The 21567-nt window shown below is 62.9% G+C and carries 21 protein-coding genes; 12 read left to right on the top strand and 9 right to left on the bottom strand.

The genetic code is table 11. From position 1 onward, the window contains the following. Positions 1–52: 52 nt before the first annotated feature. Positions 53–1024, bottom strand: coding sequence for a glycosyl transferase family 90 (locus FJ934_RS12795; RefSeq protein ID WP_140609979.1), 972 nt, complete (start codon positions 1022–1024; stop codon positions 53–55). A 155-nt stretch (positions 1025–1179) separates the two neighbouring features. Next, the gene (locus FJ934_RS12790) at positions 1180–2151 is read right to left on the bottom strand and encodes a glycosyl transferase family 90 (RefSeq protein ID WP_140609978.1); all 972 of its coding nucleotides are present in this window, start codon (positions 2149–2151) and stop codon (positions 1180–1182) included. Between the two features lie 195 nt (positions 2152–2346). On the opposite strand from FJ934_RS12790, the gene FJ934_RS12785 reads away from it, so the two are divergent. Beyond that, on the top strand, positions 2347–2493 hold the full coding sequence (locus FJ934_RS12785; RefSeq protein WP_140609977.1) for a hypothetical protein: 147 nt from the start codon (positions 2347–2349) through the stop codon (positions 2491–2493). 51 nt (positions 2494–2544) lie between these two features. Here the strand turns inward: FJ934_RS12785 and FJ934_RS12780 are convergent, their stop codons facing one another. Both FJ934_RS12780 and FJ934_RS12775 read right to left on the bottom strand, forming a co-directional pair. Then, a complete protein-coding gene (locus FJ934_RS12780) occupies positions 2545–2805 on the bottom strand; it encodes a DUF982 domain-containing protein (protein ID WP_140610007.1) in 261 nt (86 codons plus the stop codon). 100 nt (positions 2806–2905) lie between these two features. After that, positions 2906–3571 carry a GntR family transcriptional regulator gene (locus FJ934_RS12775; RefSeq protein WP_140610006.1) on the bottom strand — a complete coding sequence of 222 codons (666 nt, stop codon included), beginning with the start codon at positions 3569–3571 and terminating at the stop codon, positions 2906–2908. Between the two features lie 117 nt (positions 3572–3688). Here FJ934_RS12775 and FJ934_RS12770 point away from each other — a divergent pair, with 117 nt between their 5' ends. Next, the gene (locus FJ934_RS12770; protein WP_140609976.1) at positions 3689–4942 is read left to right on the top strand and encodes a multidrug efflux MFS transporter; all 1254 of its coding nucleotides are present in this window, start codon (positions 3689–3691) and stop codon (positions 4940–4942) included. Between the two features lie 38 nt (positions 4943–4980). Next, positions 4981–5346 (top strand): DUF423 domain-containing protein, encoded by a 366-nt coding sequence (locus tag FJ934_RS12765; protein ID WP_140609975.1) that lies wholly within the window; start codon positions 4981–4983, stop codon positions 5344–5346. A gap of 15 nt (positions 5347–5361) precedes the next feature. On the opposite strand, the gene FJ934_RS27975 is transcribed toward FJ934_RS12765, so the two are convergent. Next, positions 5362–5511 (bottom strand): hypothetical protein, encoded by a 150-nt coding sequence (locus FJ934_RS27975; protein ID WP_181165594.1) that lies wholly within the window; start codon positions 5509–5511, stop codon positions 5362–5364. A gap of 370 nt (positions 5512–5881) precedes the next feature. Between FJ934_RS27975 and FJ934_RS12760 the strand changes: the two genes are divergently transcribed. After that, positions 5882–6958: a substrate-binding domain-containing protein gene (locus tag FJ934_RS12760; protein WP_140609974.1), complete on the top strand. Its 1077-nt coding sequence runs from the start codon at positions 5882–5884 to the stop codon at positions 6956–6958. A gap of 12 nt (positions 6959–6970) precedes the next feature. On the opposite strand, the gene FJ934_RS12755 is transcribed toward FJ934_RS12760, so the two are convergent. Beyond that, positions 6971–8149, bottom strand: coding sequence for an OpgC family protein (locus tag FJ934_RS12755; protein WP_140609973.1), 1179 nt, complete (start codon positions 8147–8149; stop codon positions 6971–6973). A gap of 201 nt (positions 8150–8350) precedes the next feature. On the opposite strand from FJ934_RS12755, the gene FJ934_RS12750 reads away from it, so the two are divergent. The 5 genes from FJ934_RS12750 (at position 8351) to FJ934_RS12730 (ending at position 13534) form a co-directional block, all read left to right on the top strand. Continuing rightward, positions 8351–9019, top strand: coding sequence for an alpha/beta hydrolase (locus FJ934_RS12750; RefSeq protein ID WP_140609972.1), 669 nt, complete (start codon positions 8351–8353; stop codon positions 9017–9019). A gap of 124 nt (positions 9020–9143) precedes the next feature. Continuing rightward, the gene (locus tag FJ934_RS12745) at positions 9144–10223 is read left to right on the top strand and encodes a toxic anion resistance protein (RefSeq protein WP_140609971.1); all 1080 of its coding nucleotides are present in this window, start codon (positions 9144–9146) and stop codon (positions 10221–10223) included. Between the two features lie 10 nt (positions 10224–10233). Further along, on the top strand, positions 10234–11805 hold the full coding sequence (locus tag FJ934_RS12740) for a substrate-binding domain-containing protein (RefSeq protein ID WP_140609970.1): 1572 nt from the start codon (positions 10234–10236) through the stop codon (positions 11803–11805). An 8-nt stretch (positions 11806–11813) separates the two neighbouring features. Continuing rightward, positions 11814–12428, top strand: coding sequence for a 5-bromo-4-chloroindolyl phosphate hydrolysis family protein (locus FJ934_RS12735; RefSeq protein WP_140609969.1), 615 nt, complete (start codon positions 11814–11816; stop codon positions 12426–12428). Further along, entirely contained in the window at positions 12428–13534 is a 1107-nt protein-coding gene (locus FJ934_RS12730) for a substrate-binding domain-containing protein (RefSeq protein ID WP_140609968.1), read from the top strand. The genes FJ934_RS12735 and FJ934_RS12730 overlap by 1 nt, the downstream gene beginning before the upstream one ends. Positions 13535–13537: 3 nt before the next feature. On the opposite strand, the gene sthA is transcribed toward FJ934_RS12730, so the two are convergent. Further along, the gene (gene sthA, locus FJ934_RS12725) at positions 13538–14923 is read right to left on the bottom strand and encodes a Si-specific NAD(P)(+) transhydrogenase (protein ID WP_140609967.1); all 1386 of its coding nucleotides are present in this window, start codon (positions 14921–14923) and stop codon (positions 13538–13540) included. Between the two features lie 217 nt (positions 14924–15140). On the opposite strand from sthA, the gene FJ934_RS12720 reads away from it, so the two are divergent. From FJ934_RS12720 to FJ934_RS12710, 3 genes are all read left to right on the top strand, one after another. After that, positions 15141–15611: an RDD family protein gene (locus tag FJ934_RS12720; protein WP_140609966.1), complete on the top strand. Its 471-nt coding sequence runs from the start codon at positions 15141–15143 to the stop codon at positions 15609–15611. A gap of 138 nt (positions 15612–15749) precedes the next feature. Then, complete coding sequence (locus FJ934_RS12715; RefSeq protein WP_140609965.1) at positions 15750–16514, top strand: arginyltransferase; 765 nt, start codon at positions 15750–15752, stop codon at positions 16512–16514. Positions 16515–16642: 128 nt separating this feature from the next. Next, positions 16643–17539, top strand: a complete 897-nt coding sequence (locus tag FJ934_RS12710) for a DMT family transporter (protein ID WP_140609964.1) — start codon at positions 16643–16645, stop codon at positions 17537–17539. Positions 17540–17575: 36 nt separating this feature from the next. On the opposite strand, the gene FJ934_RS12705 is transcribed toward FJ934_RS12710, so the two are convergent. Together FJ934_RS12705 and parC are read right to left on the bottom strand one after the other, a co-directional pair. Beyond that, positions 17576–18790: an AI-2E family transporter gene (locus tag FJ934_RS12705; RefSeq protein ID WP_140609963.1), complete on the bottom strand. Its 1215-nt coding sequence runs from the start codon at positions 18788–18790 to the stop codon at positions 17576–17578. A gap of 238 nt (positions 18791–19028) precedes the next feature. Further along, the gene (parC, locus tag FJ934_RS12700; RefSeq protein WP_140609962.1) at positions 19029–21281 is read right to left on the bottom strand and encodes a DNA topoisomerase IV subunit A; all 2253 of its coding nucleotides are present in this window, start codon (positions 21279–21281) and stop codon (positions 19029–19031) included. Between the last annotated feature and the right edge of the window lie 286 nt (positions 21282–21567).

Below are 21567 nucleotides of genomic sequence, written 5' to 3'. Positions count from 1 at the left end.
TGCAACCCAGGCGTGATTGCAGCCACTGCGGCTGACCGAAGGCGCGTGACGCCTAACCCTCGATGAACCGCCAGAGTTCGGGATCGGGTTCGATCTGCCCGCTGAGCACGAAATATTTGTAGAGCACGAGCAGGGAGATCGCCTGCTCGTCTCGCTCATTGGAAAATTTGCGGCAATAGGCGTTGGCTGCGGCGATGATGCGCTCCGCCGCCGCCGGGTGCGCTTCGAAATAGCGCACCTTTTCGCCGAGATCGGCGAAATCCGGATCGAGTGGCACATAGTGGACATTGGCTTCGAGTTGGCTCTCCGCGAACCATGTCTCGTAGGTCGGCGGCGGCATCAGGCAGAGCGAGTTCGAATTCATGATCCATTTGAGGTTGGTCGCCACGTCATTGCCCTCGAGCGAGACGATGTAGCGGTAGCGCAGATGCTGGCTGATGCTGAGAAAGGGCTTGCTGTATTCGGCCGGAGCACTTCGCTTGTGCGAACCCACGTCGCAGAAAGGCAGGTCGCGCGCTGCGTCCAGAAACCGTGTCCTGATCGGATTGTTGAGATCGCCGCGCCAGATCACGACCGGCAGCTTGTCGGCAAAGGCGACCGCGTCGTCCGGCATGTAAAAGTGGCGGAACTTGTTGAACTTCAGGATGACCGCGTTGCTGTTGTCGGCGCGGATCGGCCGATCCTTGACGAGTGTCGGCACCTTCGGCACATGCCTGACGTCGCCAAACTCCAGGTCGAGGAGCAATGCCCGATCGAAATAACGGGCGAACTCCTTCAGGTCGTAATAGTACATGCTCGGCTCAAACGGCATCTTGTCGATGCGCACCGCATCCGGGCTTGGCATAAAGGTGCCCTGCAGCTTGTTGTAGTCATTCAACCGCCGGTGCACGGCCTCATCCGAGAGCCTGGCCTGCTCCAGGCGGGCCGCCAGCCGTCGTCGGAAGAGGACCTGGGGGGCGATATCGCGCATGACGTTTCGCGCATAGTAGAAAACCTTCTGCGTCGTTCGTTTTATGGTGGCCATCGTACCACGTTGATATCAGGACAAACGCGACCAAAACACCCGGCAGCCCGAGATAGTTCCCGCGCCATGCTCACACGTCATTGTGCCAGGCATTTCGCAACCCGGTGTCATCCAAACGCGAGACCAATGGCGCCGACGCCAAATGTCGCCGGCGACTAGCCCGTTATGTAACGCCAGACCTCGGCATCGGGCTTGATCTGGCCGCTGAGCACGAAATATTTGTAGAGCACCAGCAGCGAGATCGCCTGCTCCGTCTGTTCGTTGTCGAATATCCGGCAATAGGCGTTCGCGGCCGCGATGATGCGCTCGGCCTTCGCCGGGTGCCGTTCGAAATAGGCCACATGTTCGGCCAGGTTCGAGAAATCCGCTTCAAGCGGTACATAATGGACATTGGGCTCGAGCAGCCGTTCCGCGAACCACGTCTCATAGGTCGGCGGCGGCATCAGGCAGAGCGACTTCGAGTTCATGATCCATTTGAGATTGGTCGCCACGTCATTGCCTTCGAGCGAGACGATGTAGCGATAGCGCTGCTGCTGGCTGATGCTGAGAAAGGGCTTGGCGTATTCGGCCGGAGCGTTCGGCTTGTGCGAGCCGGCATCGCAGAACGACAGCTCGCACACAGCCTTCAGAAATCTTGTCCTGATCGGATTGTTGAGATCGCCGCGCCAGACCACCGCAGGCAGCTTGTCGGTAAACGAAATGGCGTCGGCCGGCATCTGGAAGTGACGAAACTTGTCGAGCTTCATGATGACCGCGTTCTTGTCATCATCACGGATCGGCCGGTCCTTCACGATCGACGGCACCTTCGGCACATTCCTGACGTCGCCGAACTCCAGGTCGATGAGCAATCCGGGATCGAAGTAGCGGGCAAATTCCTTCAGGTCGTAATAGTACATGGTCGGCGTGAAGGGCAGCTTGCCGACGCGTACCGCATTCGCGCTTGGCGTGAAAACATCCTGCAGCTTGTTGTAGTAGTTCAACCGCCGGCGCGCCGCCTCATCGGAAAGCCTCGCCTTTTCCAGGCGAAAGCCCAACCTGCGTCTGAACAATGCTTGCGGAACGGCATCGCGCGCAACGTTTCGCGCATAATAGAAGACCTTTGCCGACGTCCGCGCAATTGTGGCCATGGTTCACTTGATCAAACGGGCAGCTCTCAAGACGCTGGCGCCCTGGCGTTTCCTACATCATTGTGGCGCCCATCTGGCAAGGCCCCGGCATATCTTCGACGTCAGCACCCACGCACTATCGTTTCAGCTGTTGTGTTTGACGGCTAATGCTCCTAGGCAGGTTCAGAGCCGCAAGGCAGGTCAAAGGGAGCCGATATGGCGCGAGCACCGAACTACGATCAGGAACGCAAGGAGCGCGACCGGCAGAAAGCGGCCAAAAAGGCCGAGAAGCTGGCGGCCAAGGTTGCCGCGCGGGAGCGGTCGAAGCCCGAGGCCAAAGTCGAAGCCGACACAGGGGAGTGACGGCAACAGGCCCGCGATTGCCGGCTCCGTCTTAACGCATGTCGCGCCGCGTCAGGCGGGCGCCTTGTCGCTGATGAATACATCCACTTCACGCGCCGCGGCGATGAAGGCGCGCCGGGCATTCATGGCCGGCTTGTCGCCGGCCAGCGCGTCGTGGCAGGCCTGAAGTGCCGCGCGATGCTTGGGACTGCGCTTGCCGGGCCAGCTGTTGAGGAGGTAATCGGAAGCCTCCCTCGCCGAACGCAAGAGCTGAGTGCTTCCTGCGGTGACGGACTTGACGGTCACCGGCGTTTCAAATCGGTTGTTTTCCATCGCCGCTCTTACGCCATCGGCGCCCATGAAGCGAGGCCGAAAGTGCACTCCGCGTCCGGACACCGCTTTTTGCCCGGCGAGTGCCCTGCCGGTCAGGCCGCTAAGCGGCGACGACTGCAAATCCCCTGGCGCGAAGACCGCGCCGATCGTTGGCAAGCGACGCCACCAGCCGGTCGCGGCTGCCGATGATGTGGGCTGAAAGCCGGCGCGCCGCTTCATCGGCGTCGCCAAGCCGTGTTGCCGCCAGAATGGCGCGATGTTCGGCCCAGGCGCGGCCAAGGGCTGCTTCGTCGCGCACCTCCAGCCAGCGAGCACGCGACAGGCGCGTCATGGCATCGCGCACCGCCCTGAACAGGAATTCGTTGCCCGACAGCCGCGCCAGCTCGATGTGAAAATCCATGCCGACACGGTGCCATTCCTCGCGCGGCGTGTTTTCGTCGCAGGAATCGAGCATCGCCTCGATGACGTCGAGGGCGCTCCTTTCGTCGTGCGCGCATGTCAGCCTCAGGGCCGCGACCTCGACCGCTTCGCGATAGACCGCGATCTGCTCAAGCTCGGCCAGGTTGATGGGCGAGACCGTCCAGCCGCGCCCGTCCCTGCCGACAAGACCCTCGGTCTCCAGCCGCAGCAGTGCTGCCCTGACCGGCGTGCGCGAGGCGCCGAAGCGGCCTTCGACCCACCGCTCGGTCAATTTCTCGCCGGGACCGATCTCGAGCCCCAGGATCATTTCGCGCAATTGTCGTTCGACATTCTGCATTTGCGACATCGCGCTGCCCTTTTCTGAAGCCGCATTGACAGCGGCCGGGTCGGAGTTCATGACGGATGCCGATTTGGTATCCCAAAGTGGTATCAGCAACAAGTGCCGACACCGAGCAGGCAGGGCATGACACAGGAAGACGCTCAACAAAGCGGTTACAGCATCCACTGGCGGCGCAATCTTGCCGTCTGTTTCGCTGGCTCGTTCAGCACGCTCATCGCCATGACTCTGCTTTTGCCCTTCCTGCCGCTTTACGTCGAACAGCTCGGCGCACAGGGCCATGCGGCGATCGTGCAGTGGTCCGGCATCGCCTATGGCGCCACCTTTTTCGCCGCCGCCCTTGTCGCGCCGTTGTGGGGCCGGCTGGGCGACCGCTATGGCCGCAAGGTGATGCTGGTGCGCGCCAGCTTCGGCATGGCGATCTGCATGTCATTGACGGGCATGGTCGAGACGGTCTGGCAATTGGTGTTGCTGCGCCTGCTGATCGGCTTTGCCGGCGGCTATTCCTCGGGTTCGACCATTCTGGTGGCCATGCAGACACCCAAGGACCGCTCCGGCTGGGCGCTGGGCGTCTTGTCGGCCGGGATCACGGCCGGCTCGCTGGTCGGCCCCCTGCTCGGAGGCGCGTTGCCGCCGGTGATCGGCATTCGCGCCACCTTCCTGTTGTCCGGCGGCGTTATCTTCCTTGCCTTCCTGGCGACGACCTTCCTGATCAAGGAGAACCCGCGCCCGAAGCCCGCCAAGCCGGCGTCGGGCACAAAGCCGAAAAGCGGCTGGTCGCAGATCCCGGACAAACGTCCGGTGGTGGCCATGCTGGCGACCGGCATGCTGCTCGCCTTCGCCACCATGTCGATCGAGCCGATCATCACTGTCTATGTCCAGCAGCTCATCGAGGATCAGAGCCGCGTCACGATGGTCGCCGGCGTGGTGATGTCGGCGGCGGCCCTTGGGACGATCCTGTCGGCGTCGTGGCTCGGCAAGCTTGCCGACCGTGTCGGCCACTGGAATGTCGTGGTTGGGGCGTTGGCCGCCTCGGCCCTGCTGCTCATCCCGCAGGCCTTCGTCACCGATGGCTGGCAATTGATCGGTCTGCGTTTCCTGATGGGCCTGGCGCTCGGCGGCCTGCTGCCCTGCATCACCAGCGTCATTCGCCACAACATCCCCGATGGCGTGGGCGGCAACGTGCTTGGCCTGGCGATTTCGGCGCAATATGTCGGGCAGGTCGCGGGGCCGCTGTCCGGTGGCTTCGTGGGCGGTCACTTCGGCATGCGGGCGGTGTTTCTCGGAACATCGGTGCTGATGGCCGGCGGTGCCGTCTACAACTGGATTGTCCAGTCGCGGCGGACACGGCATATGGTGCTGGAGGCGGGCGAGCCCTGAGACGGGCTTGGCCCGCCGCCGCAGGAAGGAGCCTCGACATGTCCTTCGCCGATCCGAACGGCAGCCGTATGCTTGTGTTTGCCGGCGGTCTCGTCGGCGCGGCGGGCGTGGCGCTGTCGGCAGCGGCCGCGCATCGCGGCGGCGCCTTCACCGGCACGGCCGCGTCATTCCTTTTGATGCACGCGCCGGTGTTCCTGGCCATCGGCCTCATCGGCGCGAATCGCTTTCTGCGGATCGCCAGCTTCGCCCTGCTTGCCGGGCTCCTGCTTTTCGCGGGCGATCTGCTCGCCCGCGATTTCCTCGGATCGAGACTGTTTCCGATGTCGGCGCCGATCGGCGGCACACTGCTCATCGCAGGCTGGCTGGGGATAGCAATTTCTGCCCTGACGCGCCCACATCCTTAGGGAACCAGGAAGGGCTCAGTCCCGACGACGTTCGTGGCGGGCCACCACCTCGCGACTGCGCGTTGCGGGCTTTGTCCGGCGTTGCGCCTCCGGCCGTTCCGCGGCCGGCGCGATGCCCCAATAGTTGCGGTAGATGTCTTCGAACAGATGCTTGATGGGATGCATAGCTTTTCTCCCTTTGAATTGAATTGAATCGATCCAATCAATGGGCGCAGAAAGCTGAGCCGATCAGCTCCGCCTGCGCTCACCAGGAAGCGAAGGTCGCGAATCCATAGGCCCGTTCTACCCCGGCGCCTGGATTGTGGCCGGTCGATCCGATGCTTCAATCGTTGCGATAGACGTCTTCGAACAGGTAGACGATGGGAGCCAATAACGCTCCACTCAAGCCATCAAACAGAAGCGAATCCGCTTTGATTGGATCGATTCAAACATAAACTTGCAATCCTTGCCGAGTCAAGGGGAATTTGAATCGATCCAACGAAAGTACTGGCTGCAAATCCGGAACGTGCTAAATGCATGTCAGGAGGCACGCACAATGGCGTCACTCACCGCAGGCAACCGAAGACCCGTCCGGCTGGCCGACATCGCCAAAGCGGCCGGCGTTTCGCACGGCACCGCATCCAATGTTTTCAGCCGCCCCGAGATCGTGCGCGAAGAAGTCCGCGAACGGGTTCGGGCAGCAGCCGAAGCGATGGGCTACGGCGGGCCTGATCCAAAGGGTCGGCTGCTGCGGGCCGGCAAGGTAAACGCCATTGGCGTTGCCACCGCCGAGCCCCTCTCCTATTTCTTCGACGATCCCTTTGCGCGCGTCATGATGGCGGGCATCTCGCAGGCTTGCGATGCGACCGGAGCCGGCATCTCCCTGGTCTCGGCCGCCAACAACGAACAGCTTGCCTGGAACATCCAGAGCGCCCTGGTCGACGGCTTCATCGTCTTCTGCATCGAAGGCGGTTCGCGCCTGGTGGAATTGGCGCGTGAGCGCAAACTGCCCTTTGTGGCGCTCGACCTGGATTCCGAGGATGGGTCCGTCGCGGCGATCGGTGTCGACAACATCGCCGGCGCCAGCATGGCGGCGCGCCATCTCACCGATCTCGGACATCGCCGCTTCGCGGTTCTGGCGCTGCCTTTCGCTGACGGCAGAACAGGTCTTGTTTCACCCGAGCAGGTTCGAGCCGCGACTTATGCGGGGACGCGCGACCGGCTCACCGGCTATCTCCAGGAGCTTTCCCGCGTTGGCGTCGACGCGTCCAAAGTGCCCGTCTACGAGACCAGCAACGATGCGGCGAGCACGAAAGCGGGGCTCGAAACCATCTTCGCTTCCGACCACCCGCCGACAGCCATCCTGGCGATGTCGGACAGGATAGCCTTGGTGACGCTCGAATGGCTGAGCGCGCGCGGGCTCAACGTCCCCGACGATGTTTCCGTCGTTGGGTTCGATGGTGTTCCGGAAGCATCGGTGTCCGAGCCGCCCTTGACCACCATCGCCCAGCCGATTGCCGAGATGGGCCGCCTTGCCGTCAGGGCGATCCTGGAGAGCGACGGGCCGGTCAGCCGGCAGCAACTGCCGGTCGAACTGATCGTGCGAGGCTCGTCGGCTCCGCCGCGCGGCTGAACCGCATTCCCCTCAGCGATTGGCCCTTGCCACGGCGGAGATACCGAAAGGCGCACGCACCGGCGTGACATCCTTTTGCATCATGCGAACCTTGCCGGAGCCGCCGATGGTCGACAGCCATTCGAGATAGAAGGCGAGCGCGAACTGCATGGCGATGCCGGCTGATAGCAACAGGCTGTCATAGGCAAGCCCGCCCGGATTGACCAGTTTCATCACCTGCGCGACCATGGCGATCACCGTGCCGGCGATGAAGACCGGCAGCGAGCGTTTGCCCAATATCGCCAACGGATGGTCAGGGCTGGTGCGGAACAGGTTGGAGAGCGCTGGCAAGACGACGATCAGATAGCTGACCGCCAGGATGTGCACCAGCCGCGGCAGCGACAGGAAGGTCTTGTCGAAGCCGCCGATCACCACGGGCAGGTTGAACCACGTTATCTGCCCCCAGAGCGGACTGTGCACCCATACCAGTGCCGCCAGCACATAGGCGGCGGCAGCGCCGACCAGCCAGCGGTTGACCGGAATGACACCGCCGCGCCTGACATGCAGCATGGCGGCCACGCCGATGTTGAACAGGAACTGCCAGGACAGAGGGTTCAGGAACCAGAAGCCGGGCTCGGGATAGTTGGGCGGGGCGATCTGCCAGATGCCGGCGACGAGCCACAGCGCACCGGACACGGCAAGTGCCACGGCGGGCCTGTAGCTGATGAACAGGACGAAGGCCGGTGCCATCAAAAGCAGCGCGGCATAGACCGGCAGGATGTTGTTGTAGCCGAGCTGGTGGCCAAGCGTGACGATGCCGACCAGCACTTCCGGCGTGTTCTTCATCAGCGGCTCGATATTGATCATCTTCAGCAGTTCCGGCCGCCCGGCAAGCACCGCCACGGCGCAGAACAGGGCCATCACCATCATCGTCGTGACGATGTGGGCGCTATAGAGCACGCCAGCCCGCCGCCACATCTTCAATGTCGCGAGAAGTCGGCCGCCCGGCCGGAACTTCGTGCCATAGGCGAGCGCGACCGAGATGCCCGAAATCAGCACGAATCCCTCGGCCGCGTCCGAGAAGCCGAAATTCTTGTAGGTCAGGGTCTCGAAGGCCGTGCCTGGCACATGATCGATGAAAATGGTGAGCAGCGCCAGCGCGCGCAGTACATCGATACGCGTGTCGCGTTCGGGCGAAATAGGGGTAGTCATCGACAAAAGGCCTCAAAGCTGGTTGTTCATGTCCAGCAATGCGACCCCCGGCGCACCGCTTCGATTCCTCCCATCGGGAGTATATCGGCGCTGAAACGGGCTGGAATGCGCCTGGTTCAATCAACTTTCGCGGAGCATGAAAATATTGCGTTTTGAAGCCGGCAAATTGAGCGAGACGTCATATAATCAAGAGGATGCGGGATGACTGGCGACAGCGTCGAAAACAGCCCGCTGCGGATGGATCTGGCCTTTCGCTATCGTCTCCTGGGGGCCGGCAGGGACGGCTGTGAGTGCCTTTTCCTGCTGCATGGATCGGGCGTCGACGAGACCACCCTGGTGCCGCTGGCAAGACGGATCGCGCCCGGCGCCGTGCTGGTCGCGGCACGTGGCCGTATCCCCCAGGAGGACGGTTTTCGCTGGTTCGAGCGGGTAACCCCGACGCGTTTCGAACAGAAGAGTATTCTTGCGGAAACGGCTGCCTTCGCGGCATTCGCAAGCCAGGCCGCCAAGCGCCATGGGCTCGACCTCGATCGCGCGACCTTCCTCGGCTACTCGAATGGCGCCAACCTGATTTCCAGCCTGATGCTGCTCCATCCCGGTATCGTGCGCAGGGCGGCGCTGCTGAGGCCAATGCCCGTGCTCGACCAAACGCCGGCGACGGACCTGAAGGGAACCCGCGCACTGATCATCGCCGGGGCCGTCGACGAAACCTACGGACCCTCCGCGCCGGCGCTGGTGACGCTGCTCAGCCGGCATGGTAGCGAGATCGAGGCCCGGATCATCCCATCGGGCCACGAAATCGGTGATCCCGACGCCGCGATCGTCAGGCAATGGCTGGCGGGGCCGGCTGCCGTGGCGCACGTAGGCTGAAAGGTGACGCTATTTACCCCGAATTATCCCCGAAAGTGGCCTGGGGCTTCCTTTCTCCACAGCGGCGACATATCTCTGTTACAGACTGTCTATCGAGATACTGTTCACTGAGGGGGAGGTCTGCATGGCCGACAAGAACAGCATCACTCTGCTCGACGACACTTCGCAATTGCCGGTCATCGCAGCCAATCCAGCCGAAATCGCCAAGATCGAGGACAGCATCGACGTGCGCGATCGCGCCGCGATTTCGGTCTTTGGAGACCGCGCCCAGCAATCCGTCAGCGACTATGCCGACAAGATCCTGTCGCAGATCCGCAACCGCGATCTCGGCGACACCGGCGACCTCCTGACCGACATCATCATGAAGGCCAAGAACCTCGATCCGGCCTCGCTGAAAGACCAGGGATTTCTCAGCAATCTGTTCTCCTCGTTCAAGGCGCGGCTGGAGCGCTTCAAGGAAAAATACGAGGACGTGGCGGGACAGATCGACCGCATCGGCCTGGAACTCGACCGCCACAAGGATACGCTGCGGCGCGACATCGCGGTGCTCGACGACCTGCATGAGCAGACGAAGGACTCCATCCTCAAGCTCGATGCCTATGTGCAGGCCGGCAAAAAATTCGTCGACGACTACCGCGCCAACGAACTGCCCAAGCTGAAGGTGGCGGCCGACGCCAAGGGCAGCGACGCGGGCGGCACATTGGAGGCGCAAGGCTATCAGGACGCGGTACAAGCGCTGGATCGCCTTGAAAAACGTATCTTCTACCTGGTGCAGGCGCGCCAGCTCGGCATTCAGCAGCTGCCGCAGATCCGCATCGTCCAGTCGGGCGACGAGACGCTGATCGAGAATCTGCAGGCGACTTCGGCGCTGACCGTGCCGGCCTGGAAGCAGAAAATGGTCATCCTGCTCGGACTGACCAACCAGAAATCGGCGCTTGAGCTGCAGAAGACGGTGACGGACGCCACCAACGAGATGATCCGCCAGACATCGAAGATGATGAAGGATCAGGCGATCTCGATCGAGGAGCAGGCGCAGCGCGGCATCGTCGACGTCGAAACGCTGGCGCAGGCCAACCGCGATCTCATCGACACCGTGCAAGGCGTGCTCAAGGTCCAGCAGGAGGGCCGGCAAAAACGGGCCGACGCCGAGAAGCAGATGGACCAGATGACCGCCGATCTCAAGAAAGCGCTCACCCAGGGCTGACGGAGGCTTGATGCCGAAGACGCTGACGTCGGTTCTCGTCCTTGTGGTCTCCCTGCTGCTGGCCGCCTGCAATTCCAGCAATGTGAAATTCTCGATCGTCTCCGGCTCCGAAAACACGGTGCTGGAGCCGATCGTGCAGGAGTTCTGCGCCAAGCAGGGTGCGACCTGCACCATCTCCTACCAGGGGTCGCTCGACATCGGGCTCGGCCTGCAAAAGCCTGATGGCCTAGAGCACGACGCGGTGTGGCCGGCATCGAGCGTCTGGGTCGACCTGTTCGATTCCGGCCGCAAGGTGCGCAACCTGACCTCGATCGCGCAGATGCCGGTCATTTTGGGCGTGCGCAAATCCAGGGCCGCCGAACTCGGTTGGGTCGGCAAGCAAGTGTTCATGAAGGACATCCTCGCCGCGGTGAAGGATGGCAAGCTGAAATTCCTGATGACCTCGGCCACGCAGTCGAATTCGGGCGCCAGCGCCTATCTCGCCATGCTGTCCAGCGCGCTTGGCGGCAAGCAGGTGATCGAGCCCGGCGATCTCGACAATCCGGCCGTGCACGACACGGTCAGCGCCCTGCTGCAGGGCGTCGAGAGGTCTTCCGGATCGTCCGGCTGGCTCGCCGACCTCTATGTCGAGTCCGCGCGTCAGGGCACGCTCTATGACGCGATGTGGAACTACGAAGCGACGCTCAAGGAGGCCAACAATAAGTTAAAGCAGATGGGCGACGAGCCGCTCTATGCGATCTATCCGGCCGACGGGGTCGCCGTCGGCGATTCGCCGCTCGGCTTCATCGACCATGGCCACGGCCCGGATGTCGAAAAATTCTTCACCGATCTGCTCGCCTATCTGCAGTCGGACGCGGTGCGCAAACGCATCGCCGACACCGGCCGGCGGCTGCCGCTTGGCGGCTCGGCGATCCAGGCCGCGGCTGAACCGGACTGGAATTTCGATCCGGGCAAGCTGGTGACCTCGATCCGCATGCCGGAGCCGGCGGTGATCCGTAAGGCGCTGGATCTTTACCAGCAGGCCTTGCGCAAGCCGTCGCTGACGGCGCTCTGTTTCGACTTCTCCGGCTCGATGGAGAACGAAGGCGAGAAGCAGCTCCAAGCGGCCGCACAGTTCCTGTTCACACCGGAGAAGGCGAGCGAGGTCCTGGCGCAATGGACGCCCGCGGACCGCATCTTCGTGCTGCCCTTCGACGGCACGGTGCGCACCGTTTTCGAGGCGAGCGGCGACCCGGCCGGGCAGAGCCAGTTGCTCGGCGATGTCGCGGAGCAGCATGCCGGCGGCGGCACGGACATGTATGCCTGTGCCGAACAGGCGCTGCAGAAGATCACCGCAACCGCCGAGCTTGCGAAATACCTACCGGCGATCGTCATCATGACCGACGGCCGCACCGATGGCAGCGCCGACCGCTTCCTCGAGCAATGGCATCAGGCGCCGGTGCGCGTGCCGGTGTTCGGCATCACTTTCGGCGACGCCGACAAGAGCCAGCTCGACAGCCTCGCCAAGGCGACATCGGCGCGCGTTTTCAATGGCAGCGGAGATCTGGCAGGCGCCTTCCGCGCCGCTCGCGGCTACAATTAAGGCAGGACATGCGCGGCTTTGGCAATGATTGGAACTGGATTGTGGCGGGCCTGGTTTCCGCCGCGCTGCTGATCGGTCTGAGCGCCCTCACCCAGTTCCCGTTCCTGGTCTCGGCGGTGATCTCAGCGCTGGTCTTCGCCGGGCTGGTGTTCGTGCTGGCGCCGCGTCAGCTGTTCGAAGGGCTCGATCTCAGCTCGATCAGCGGCAGCCGCGTTGCGTTTGCCCGCGAACTCCTGGCGCAGGCGCAGCCGGCTGCGGACCGGCTCACGGCAGCTGCCGGTTCGATCGCCGACAAGGACATGAAGGCCAAGGTGAAGAACCTGTCCGATATTGCCGCCGACGTGATTTCCAAGGTCGAACAAAAACCGGAGACCGCGCCTTCGGTGCGGCGCTTCCTTACCTATTATGTGCCGCAAGCGGCGGAGGTGGCGGAGGGCTACGCGACGCTGGCGAACCGGCGGGCGCCAAGCCAGGCGCGGCTTGCGAATGTCGGTGCTGTCATCGCCAAGCTGCAGGACGCCTTCGTCCATTATTCCGACAGCCTCGCCGACAGTGAGCTCGGTACGCTCGACGTTGACCTGCGACTCATTCAGGAGTCGCTCAAAGAGGATATCGGTCGCTGATGGCCATTTCACGCCGCGCTTTCGGACTGGGACTGCTGGGTGCCGCCGCGGCCGGCACCGGCGGCTATCTGACGCTGAAAGACCGGCCGGAATTTCGCGGCTATCTCGGCAACCGGGCACATCTGTTCGGCTTCATCGGCGGCGAGAAGCAGGCCTTCCTCGCCGATCCGGATGTCGTCCATGCGCTCGGCGGATATGGGCTGGAGCTCGACGCGCGCGTCGCCGGCTCGGTCGAGATGGTCCGCGAACAGGTATTGTTGTCGCAGAAGCCGCAGTTCCTGTGGCCGTCCTCGTCGATCATGGTCGATCTGGCGCGCAAAAGCGGCGTGGCGATCCGCAACGACCAGGTCGTGCTCAATTCACCGATCGTCGTCTACACCTGGGGACCGGTGGTCGAGGGGCTGAAAAAGAGCGGGCTGGTCACCGTCGCCGCCAAGGGCGGTTATAACCAGCTCGACCTCAAGGCGCTGCTCGAGGCCATCCTTGCCGGCAAGAACTGGTCGGATCTGGGCATCGCCGAGCTCTACGGCCGGACCCGGATTGTCTCCACCGATCCGAACCGTTCGAATTCGGGCTTCATGTTCGCCGGTCTGGTGCTGAGCCTGATGAGCGGCGACGTGGCGACGCAGGAACTGCTTGCCCAGCATGGCGACAAGGCCAAGGCGATCTTCCGTAGCATGGGGTTGAAATCCTCATCGTCGGGAAAACTGTTCGACCAGTACATTGCCGGCGGTCTTGGTGCCGAGCCGATGGTGGTGGGTTATGAGAACCAGCTGGTGGAATGGGCGCTTGCCGACCCGGCCCGCTGGCAACGCGTGCAGGCCGGCGCCGGCGCCAAGCCTGAAATCCTCTACCCGCGCCCGACGGTCTATTCGGCGCACCCGCTGATCACCATAGACCCGACCGTCGACAGGTTGCTGGAAGCACTGACCAGTCCGAAGCTGCAGGAGCTCGCCTGGTCGAAGCACGGTTTCCGTGGGCCGCTCGGCACGGTCGCGGCCGGCAGCGACACCATTGCCGGTGTGCGACCGGCGGAAATCGAGGCAGTGCTGCCCATGCCTTCGGCCGATGTGATGCTGGCGCTGCTGTCGCAGCTGGACGGATAGAGTCTACCGCCCCATCCTGTTCCAGGCGTCGAGGCCGGCGATCTTGTAAGCCTCCGCCAGCGTCGGATAGTTGAAGGTGTTGTTGACGAAGAAGTCGACGGTGCCGCCGAGATTGATGACGGCCTGGCCGATATGGATCAGCTCGGTTGCGCCCTCGCCCACAATATGCGCGCCGAGCAGGCGGCGCGTCTCGATCGAGAACAGGAGCTTCAGGAAGCCGGTATCGACGCCCATTATGTGGCCGCGCGACGTCTCGCGGAAGCGCGCGACACCAACCTCATAGGCACCGCCGCTCTGGCGCACCTGCTCCTCGGAATGGCCGACCGTGGAGATCTCCGGCACCGCATAGATCCCATACGGAAAGGTTTCCGGCGGCGGTGGCAACGTCACGCCGAAAGCATGGCAGGCCGCCACCCTACCCTGCTCCATCGATGTCGAGGCAAGACTCGGAAAGCCGATGACATCGCCGGCGGCGTAGATGTTCGGCACACTGGTCTGGAAAGTCTGCGGATCGACCTTGATGCGGCCCCTGGAGTCGGCCTCGATGCCGACCACGTCGAGACCCAGGCTGCCGACATTCCCGGTGCGGCCGGCGGCGTAGAGCACGACCTCCGAACGAATGGTGCGGCCGTCGGCCAATTCCACCTCGGCGGCTTCGGGCCTGGAACGGATTTCCTTCACCGCGCTGCCCAGCCGGATCGTCATGCCGCGATCGCGCATCTGGTGGATGAAATCGTCGACGATCTCGCGGTCGACGAAATCGAGGATGGAGTTGCGCGGCTCGACCAGTGTCACCGGTACATCGAGCGCGGAAAAGATCGTGGCATATTCGACGCCGATGACGCCGGCGCCAATCACGGTCAGCGTGCGGGGGAGGCGGTGGAGCTCCAGCATCTCGTCGCTGTCGAAGACACGGGTCTTGTCGAAAGGCACGTCGCTCGGCCGGTGCGGCCGGGTGCCGACCGCGATCAGCGCATTGGCGAAACCGACTTCGCTGTAATCGCCATTGTCCGATGTCAGGCTGACCTTGTTGGGGCCGAGGAACTTCACCGCCGCACGCGCGCTCTTGACCGCGTTGCGCATGAACTGGTGCTGCAGCACCTCGACCTCGTGGTCGAGCGTCTTGTGCAGGCGCTCGATCAGGTCGCCGACCGAGATGTCCTGCTTGACCCGGTAGCCGCGCCCGTAAAAGCCGCGCTCGCGCCAGCCTGACAGGTTAAGGACCGTTTCGCGCAGCGTTTTCGAGGGGATTGTGCCGGTGTGCACGGAGACGCCGCCCAGGCGCCGGCCACGGTCGACCACCAGCACCGATTTGCCGAGCTTGGCCGCTTGCACCGCCGCGCGGCGGCCGGAAGGGCCGCTGCCAATGACCAGCATGTCGTAGTCCATATCGCCCCGTCCCTCGCCTCTTTCCCAGAGTGCTTTTGTTGCGCCGCAACAAGCTAATGCCATCCGCGTGCCAAATTCAACCGGTTCGGATTATGCTCGTCGCGGTTCGAGCCTTGCGCCCCGGTGATAGTCCTGGCCTTGATTCCGATACAGAACTTCACCATCTCATCATTGAGTGGCCCGCACCCTATGTCGGGCCTCGTTACGAGGAAATGACATGAACGCGCGCGTTCTCGACGGCGAAATCATCAATACCCGGCTCGACGATGTCAGGGCCTATGAAGGCGTGCGCACGAGGCGCGTGCTGGCCTTCGTGCTCGACTACGTCATTGTCGCATTGCTCACCATTCCCTTCGCCATACTGGTGTTCTTCCTCGGACTTTTGACCCTCGGGCTTGGCTGGATGCTGTTCGGCATCCTGGTGCCGGCCGTCGCCATCCTTTATATCTGGAACACGCTGGGCAGCGCCGACCAAGCCACCACGGGCATGAAGATGATGGGCATTCGCCTCGACCGACTCGACGGCAGGCCGATCGATGGCCTCACCGCGGTCGTCCACTCCGTGCTGTTCTGGGCCGGCAACGTCATCCTGTCGCCGCTGGTCCTGCTGGTGACCCTGGTCGCTGATCGTAAGCGCACGCTACATGACCTTCTGCTCGGCACGGTGGTCAGCCGCACCGGCCGTTAAAGGCATTTTTCGGAAGCGCTCCCGTCGCGTCAGCGCAAATGTGAAGGCGTCCGCTTGCCCGCGCCTTCACAATCCTGTTGAATTTTTCGCTTTCCGCGCCAAAGGTAGAGCGACTCGAAGGAGTGTTTCCAAGGCTCGATGACGCAGCATCCGACCCAGTCGCCGCAGTTCTTCCTGACCGCGCCGTCGCCGTGCCCCTATCTCGACGGCCAGTTCGAGCGCAAGGTGTTCACGCATCTGGTCGGCGACAAGGCCTCCGAAATGAACGACCTCCTGACGCAAGGTGGCTTCAGGCGTTCGCAGAACATCGCCTACAGGCCGGCTTGCGAGACCTGCCGCGCCTGCGTTTCGGTGCGCATCCTCGCCCAGGAATTCGTTGCCAGCCGCAACATGAAGCGCGTGCTGCAGCACAATTCCGATCTCGTCGGCGCGATGCACGATGCCGAGCCCTCGACCGAACAATATTCGCTGTTCCGCAGTTATCTCGACGCCCGCCATCGCCGCGGCGGCATGTCCGACATGACGGTGCTCGACTACGCCATGATGGTCGAGGACACCCATGTCGACACCAAGGTGATCGAATACCGGCGGCGCGGACCCGATACCTTCATCACCGGCAAGGGTCAGGGCGAACTCATCGCGGTGGCGCTCACGGACAAGATGGCCGACGGGCTGTCGATGGTCTATTCCTACTTCAATCCCGATTTCGAGGAGCGTTCGCTCGGCACGTTCATGATCCTCGACCACATTGCCCGCGCCAAGGCGATGGGCCTGCCCCATGTCTACCTCGGCTACTGGGTCAATGGCTCGCGCAAGATGAATTATAAGATGCGCTTCATGCCGCAGGAGCATCTCGGCCCGAAAGGCTGGGAACGCTACACCAACGAAGCGGTTTCACGCTGAGTTTTTCCACGATCCACGCTTAAACTGTTTCAACGCGGGCGATGCTGGTCTTTCAGCCGGTTGGCTGGAGAGAGTGCGCCATTGCACCGGCCAGCCACCAGCCCGTATTTCATTGCGAAAGTTCCTGCATGTCCTCTCCCTACGATCACCAGAAAGGTCTTTTGATAACCGCCATCGGCGGCCTGACACTGACTGTCGACATACCATTGATCCGCCTCGCCGACGGTGGCGCATGGACGATCATGCTGCTGCGCACCGGCACCACATTCGTCGCGGCTATGATCATCTGGTCGGTCTGGCGCTCCCTGAGCCGGAACGCCCCGCCGCTCATCCCCGGCTGGTCGGGGCTGATCGTGGCAATATGCTATGGGCTGACCAGCGTTACCTTCATCACTGCCGTGTACCACACATCAACCGCCGACCTGGTGTTCATCCTGGCCTTCAACACGGTCTTCGCGGCGCTGCTGTCGTGGATATTCCTCGGGGAAACACCGCGGCTGGCGACGATCATTGCCATGGCTGTCATGATCCTCGGCGTGCTGGTCATCGTCGGCGGCTCGATCGGCACCGGTCACCTCTTCGGCGATTTCATGGCGCTTTGCTCGGCTTTCTTCGTCGCGGTGGCCATCACCATCTCGCGCGCCAGCGGCAAGGACATGGGTTTCACCTCACTCGTCGGCGTCCTTCTGCCGCTTGGGCTGGCAGCCTTCATGGTCACCGGCGAAGGCTTTCATGTGAATGCGCCATGGTGGATCATCTTCAACGGCGCCGTCATCATGCCGATCTCGTTCTTCTGCCTCGCGGCCGGGCCGAAATACATTTCAGGACCGGAAGTGGCGATGTTCTACCTGCTCGAAACCGTGCTGGCGCCAGTCTGGGTGTGGATGATTTTTGCCGAGACGCCGACCCGCAACAGCCTGATCGGCGGCGGAATCCTGACCGTCACGCTGGTCGCGCATTCGCTCTGGCAGCTGCATGACGGCCGCAAGCGCCGCGTAGACTTCGCTGTGCACCATCCGGTGTAGGAGAACCGGGCCAGTATAAGGGTATCTGGCTTTGGGTCAGGCGCTGGCCTTCTTGGCCGCGCCAGCTTCCGGCAAGATCTCGATCTGTGGACCGGCCTCGATCTCGGCCGCCGAGTCGGCGGCCATCTCGTCGGAAAGTTCCACCTCGCGCAGCCACTCGCGCCAGATCGCGACCAGCAGCGCCATCAGCACCGGGCCGATGAAGAGACCCAGGAAGCCCATGGTCTTGACGCCGCCGATCAGGCCAAAAAAGGTCGGCAGGAAGGGTAGTTTTATCGGTCCACCGACGAGCTTCGGACGCAACGTCTTGTCGACGATAAACAGCTCGACCGTGCCCCATATGAACAGCGCCAGGCCGGCCATCGGCGAGCCGCTGGCGGCGAGGTAGATCGACACCAGGGTGAAGGACAGCGGGGCCCCGCCGGGGATCAGCGCCATGACGCCGGTCAAGGCGCCGAGCGTGACCGGCGACGGTACGCCAGCCAGCCAGTAGGCGATGCCCAGCACCAGCCCCTCACCGATGGCGATGACGGTCATGCCGGTCACGGTCGACGAGATGGTCGCGGGCACGACGCGCGAAATCCGCTCCCAGCGTGTCGGCAAGATACGCTCGCCCAGACGGTCGACCTGGCCAGCAAAATGCTCGCCGTCGCGGTAGGCGAAGAACAGCGCGATCATCATGAACAGCAGCGTCAAAAGCAGCCCGAAGGCACTGCCGCCGGCGGCGAGCGCGCCGCGATAGATGCTGCCGATATTGGCGCCGCTGACCAGTTGGATCAGTTCGCCGATGCCGCCGGGATGGCCCAAATTGGTGGTCCACTGCTCGTTCAGCCATTCGCCCACGACAGGCATGGTGGCGATCCAGTGCGGCGTCACGGCCCCATGGCGGTTGGTTTCGATGGCCCAGCCGACCCATTCGCGCACCTCGTTGATGGCATAGGTGCCGGCAAGGGCGATCGGTATGACCAGGAAGGCGAGGATGAACAGGATGGCAAAGGTGGCGGCTATGGTGCGGTTGCCGCCAACGCCGGCCAGCAGGCGTCGGTAGAGCGGCCAACTTGCGAAAGCGATGACCAACGCCGCCAGAACTGGGAACAGGAAGCCGTGGAAGAAATAGACGCCGGCGGCGACGATCAGCACCAGCAGCCAGCGTGCCGCCGACAGCGGCGGAATGACAGCTGACCGCAGCGGCGTCGACAGGCCGAACAGGCGCTGCTGCCGTTCCGGTTTCTGGATTCTCGCTTCCTTCAAATGCCCTGCTCTCCCCGGCCCATCCGGTCAGTTATGCACTGATATAGTGCAGCAATCGTGACGATACTCCAAAATGATTGGAAATCGCCCCGTCGGGGCGGAGATGGCCGGCAGGCCATAGGGCCACGCGGAAGTGCTGGCCTGTTCTTTTACCACAAAGAGGGCATCACGGCAGGTCGTACCGGCCCCCTCTGTCGCCTTCGGCGACATCTCCCCCTCGAGGGGGGAGATCAGCGCGTCATCCGAACTTGCCCGTCCTCGGGAATCCCTTTGGCACCATGCGCCCGGCCGACGCACGGGCGCCGATCCATTCGGCCAGTTCCTCGCGCGAACGGGTGAAGGTGCGGTCAGCCGAATCCTGCCAGGACAAGCCGGTCTCCAGCGTGAACGGCTTGAGGTCGAGCAAGCCGCCATCCTTGTATTTCTGCAACCGCACGCCCTTGCCGCGGCCCATCTCCGGAATCTCGGAGAGCGGGAACACCAGCATCTTGCGGTTCTCACCGACGATAGCCAGGTGATCGCCGGTGACCGGCACGCAGCGCTTGGCCTCGTCTGGCGCCTTGACGTTCATCACCTGCTTGCCCTTGCGGGTGTTGGCGACGACTTCCTCCTCCGGCACGATGAAGCCGTTGGCCTCGAACGAGGCCAGCAGCAGCTTGCGCTTCGGATCGTGGACGAAGGCGGTGACGATGTCCTGGTCGTTGTCCATATCGACGATGATGCGGATCGGCTCGCCGTGACCGCGCCCGCCCGGCAGCCGATCGGCACCGATCGTGTAGAACTTGCCGCCGGTTGTGAAGACCAGCACCTTGTCAGTGGTCTGGGCATGGAAGGCGAGCTTGAGGCTGTCGCCTTCCTTGAATGTCAGCGTCGAAAGGTCGGCCAGATGACCCTTCATCGCCCGCAGCCAGCCCTTCTCCGAAACCACCACGGTGACCGGTTCGCGCTCGATCATGGCGTGCGCGATGTCGGTCAGGTCGTGCTCGGGCGCATCGGCGAACTGGGTGCGCCGCTTGCCGAGGTTGGTCTCCGGGCCGAATTTTTCACGCAGATTGGCGACTTCCCACTTGATCGTCGACCACTGCTTCGCATCGGACGCCAGCAGCGCCTCGATCTGCTTCTTCTCGGCGCTCAGGCCGTCGAATTCCTTGCGGATTTCGAATTCTTCCAGCTTGCGCAAAGCGCGCAGGCGCATGTTGAGGATGGCTTCAGCCTGCGTGTCGGTGAGCGACCAGCGGGCCATCATCACCTGCTTGGGCTCATCCTCCTCGCGGATGATCTTGATCACCTCGTCGATGTTGAGATAGGCGATCAGGTAACCGGCAAGGATCTCCAGCCGTCTTTCGATCTCGCCCAGGCGATGCCTCGAGCGACGGACGAGCACGTCGCGACGGTGGTCGAGCCATTCCTGCAGCACGCCCTTCAGCGACAGCACATTGGGCACCTTGCCGCGCGACAGCACGTTCATGTTGAGGGGGAACCGGCTTTCGAGCTCGGTGAGCTTGAACAGCGATTCCATCAGGATGCCCGGATCGACGGAACGGCTCTTCGGCACCAGCACGACGCGGATGTCCTCGGCACTTTCGTCCCTGACATCCTCCAGCAGCGGCAGTTTGCGGGCCATTAACAGCTCGGCGATCTTCTCGATCAGCCGGGCCTTTTGCACGCCATAAGGAATTTCGGTGACGACGATGCTCCAGGTGCCCCTGCCCTGGTCCTCCTGGCTCCATTTCGACCTGACACGAAAGCCGCCGCGGCCGGTCTCGTAGGCTTCCAGGATGGAGGCGCGGCTGTCGACGATAATGCCGCCGGTCGGGAAATCCGGGCCCTGGACGAAATCCATCAGCTTTGCCACCGGCGCGTCCCGGTGCTCGATCAGGTGCAGTGCGGCGTCGCAGAGTTCGGACGCGTTGTGCGGCGGGATCGATGTCGCCATGCCAACCGCGATGCCGGACGAGCCGTTGGCGAGCAGATTGGGAAAGGCGCCGGGCAGCACCACCGGCTCCTCGTCTTCCTCATTATAGGTCGGCCGATAATCGACGGCATCATCGGTGATGCCGGCGAGAAGTTCGGTCGCGACGTCCGTCATGCGCGCTTCGGTGTAGCGCATGGCGGCTGCGTTATCGCCGTCGATGTTGCCGAAATTGCCCTGGCCGTCGACCAGCGGATAGCGCATCGAAAAATCCTGCGCCAGCCGCACCAGCGCGTCATAGATCGACTGGTCGCCATGGGGATGGAACTTGCCCATCACCTCGCCGACGATACGGGCGCATTTGGCGAAGCCCTGGTCGGGATTGAGGCGCAGCAGCCGCATGGCGTGCATGATCCGGCGGTGGACCGGCTTCAGTCCGTCGCGCACGTCGGGCAGCGCCCGATGCATGATGGTCGACAGCGCATAGGCGAGATAGCGCTCTTCCAGCGCCTTCTTCAGATCGACCGGTTCAATGTTGTCGCCGCCACCATCTTCAGGTGGCAAAAGCCTTTTTCCCATGTGCTGGAACTAGCCGAGCGGGTGATTCGCGGCAAGAGGCGCGAACCGCGCCGACCGCCTTGCGCGCTTTCTGCAACACGGGACGGCAACGGCGGGCTTGCCGACCAACATCAATCTGTTACATGCCGCATCTATTGCGAAGCGCGATGATACCGGGTGGCCCGATCTTCATGCCAAATTCACTGCTTTGTCGGATGACGTCGGAGGCAGGTTTGCCTTTCGCCGTGATTTTTGACCATTGTGGCGGGAGATGCCTTTTTCCGGACCAGTTCGTCACGGAATGGTG

The organism is Mesorhizobium sp. B2-4-12 (assembly GCF_006441575.1).
Classification (GTDB): Bacteria; Pseudomonadota; Alphaproteobacteria; order Rhizobiales; family Rhizobiaceae; genus Mesorhizobium.
Note: the sequence above shows the minus strand (reverse complement) of the source record. Positions and strands in the feature narration are given on the sequence as shown.